The sequence below is a fragment of the Pseudomonas sp. 05T35 genome (genome assembly GCF_056396605.1).
On record NZ_JBFTLU010000755.1, the window covers coordinates 1 to 2,357 of the forward strand.

Annotated in this window: 2 protein-coding genes and 1 pseudogene; 1 reads left to right on the forward strand and 2 read right to left on the reverse strand. The window is 57.9% G+C overall.

Features of this window, described 5'->3' with window-relative positions; translation table 11 throughout:
* Positions 1–439, reverse strand: a 439-nt coding sequence (locus tag AC1DH9_RS29535; RefSeq protein ID WP_477809381.1) for a DUF3916 domain-containing protein, incomplete at its 3' end; no start/stop codon positions are given.
* A gap of 31 nt (positions 440–470) precedes the next feature.
* Positions 471–1,334, reverse strand: a pseudogene (locus AC1DH9_RS29540) (S-type pyocin domain-containing protein); the annotation flags it as partial.
* Between the two features lie 281 nt (positions 1,335–1,615).
* Between AC1DH9_RS29540 and AC1DH9_RS29545 the strand changes: the two are divergent.
* Positions 1,616–2,357 (forward strand): phosphotransferase (locus AC1DH9_RS29545; protein ID WP_477809382.1); only part of this gene is annotated, 742 nt, incomplete at its 3' end.

Here is a 2,357-nt window from a genome sequence, read left to right on the forward strand (position 1 = left end):
CAGCAGGGACGATTAAACCCCATTCGGTGGCGAGGCTTTTGTCGGTGATGCGGGTCTGGCAGAAATGTTCATAGTCGAATGGCAATACATGACCGCGATAACGGCTCATGTCGGTGTAAATGCAAATTTCGCTGGAGAACATGTCGGGCGTGAGGATTGACGCGACTATTCGGCAGTTGATGGTGTCTTCGGGTCTGGCCTGAAGCAAGTGATGGGCTGCATTGATGAGTTGTTGCGCGCATTCCTTTTGAATGGCGAAGGTGGTTTGTTTCCCTTCAACCAAGGTTTCCAGGACCGGAATTTTTCGGTTTGCGTAGCCTTGTTCCACGGGAAGCTCGTCCGGAAAGTAACCTTCGTAGCTGGCCGCCCAGGCAGCAAGAGCGCGGAGGCGGCGTGGGATGTTGCGGACTTTTTTGTTTGAGAATGCAATTCGGCGCATGGGGATTTTCTTTCTATTAGGTATATTCAGCTCAAGCGAAGCTGGTTAAAAAAAGTTCCAGATCTCTGGGTAACCTTATTGAGCAGGCTTTCTCTATGTCACAAATTTGTTGCTCCGTGAGTAGGTAGTCAAAGGCGCATTCATTGGGATGGCGCCACCCCATAATCGGCATTAGTTCTGTTGCAGTAAGAGGAAGCTCCTTCTCAAGGGTTGGAAAGTCTTCACTCCTCCGACCGCTCACCACTACATAAAGTGGCCTAACCCCGGAATCCGCAGGGAATACCAGGATGAAATCCTGATACTCCGGTGGATAAATCGGGTTCACCAGAATGCTGTTGCTCGCCTCGGTCGGAGGATAGACCCAGATGTTCGGCGCTTGCGGGGCGGCCTCCAGTGCGGGAATGCCGAGGATGTCTGCTGGGTTGATAGCCGGGGTCCAGATCAGTTCCAGACCTTCGCCGAATACGGCGACCTGTCGGGCTTTGCGTGTCTGGAACTGAATGACCGGGATCCGTTGCCATTCGGCGTTGTTGCCGGTGTAGAAGCCGTAACCCTTGAGGGTGCCGTCAGCCTGTTGCTCGACGCGCAGGCGCACCCGGGAGTTGGCTTGTTCAAGCGAGCGCAGTTGCTCTTCGCTATAGAGGGCGCTGTCGCCCAGCTCGGAGGGCCAGAGCAGGGCGACCAGACCGGTTAGCAAGCCGGCAGCAACAGTGCCGCCGACGGCGGTGACAGCGCTGACCGATGACCCGGCCAGAGCGAGGCCACCAAGGCCGATGGGCAATGCACTGCCACTGATTTTCTTGAGCGGCACGGCGCCAGAGCTGTCGGTCTCTCGCCCACCCAGCAGGGCAAAGTTTCCGTAATCCTTCAACGAATCCAGCGGTACAAAACTGGCGGCGGCTGCAAAATACGGCGGCGCAGCTGTTCTTTGTACGTCAGCGGGTATGAGCGTTCTGGCATGTGCGGCGGGCTTCCCTGTCCAAGGAAGGCAGCCTAGGGGTGTGAGAAAGTGCCGAACATTCCTCGGGTTCGACACGCTTCGTGGGAAAGTTCACCGCTGTGTAGCGTGGCGTGAAAGCCTCCGCCCTTATTGATCACTGACCGGTATAAGGGGGTTGCGTATCGCGGTCAGCAGTGGCGATATAGACGCCTTATAAAAATTCCAGGGGTCGTTGTATGTTGCTCGCCACGTTGATTCATCGTGCCAGTCTGCCCAGCCCGCAAGTCACTGCGCAGCAAGCGCTGGAGCTGCTGCGCGAGCACTACGGCCTGAGCGGGACGCTGCAGTCGCTGGGCAGCCAGCAGGATCTCAACTACCGGCTCGACAGCGACCAGGGCCGTTTCGTCTTGAAAATCTGCCGGGGTGACTACGCGGCGCTGGAACTGTACGCCCAGCACGCCGCCCTCAAACACCTGGGCACGCAACCGGGTTTGCATGTGCCACGGGTGATTCCGGCGAAAAACGGTGAGGACCTGCTGACCCTGGACCTGGCCGGGCAAGCACTGCATGTGCGCTTGCTCGACTACATCGAAGGTCAATCGCTGACCCACCTCAAACACCTTGGCCATGATCTGGTTGCCGGCCTCGGCCAACTCTGTGGCGAAATGGATCTGGCGCTGGCCGGATTCGAGCATCCGGGGCTTGAGCGAACCTTGCAGTGGGACGCCCGACACGCCAATGCGTTGATTAATCACCWGCTGCCGGTGATCAGCGATGAGCGGCAGCGAGCAGTGATCGCCGAGGCCGCGCAACAGGCCGAGCGGCGTGTGCAGCCACTGGCGGCGAAGCTGCCGGTGCAGGCGATTCACATGGATATCACTGATGACAATGTGGTCTGGAAACGGGATCGGCAACGTCACTGGCAGTTGCAGGGCGTCATCGATTTTGGCGATCTGATCCGTACCTGGCGCATTACCG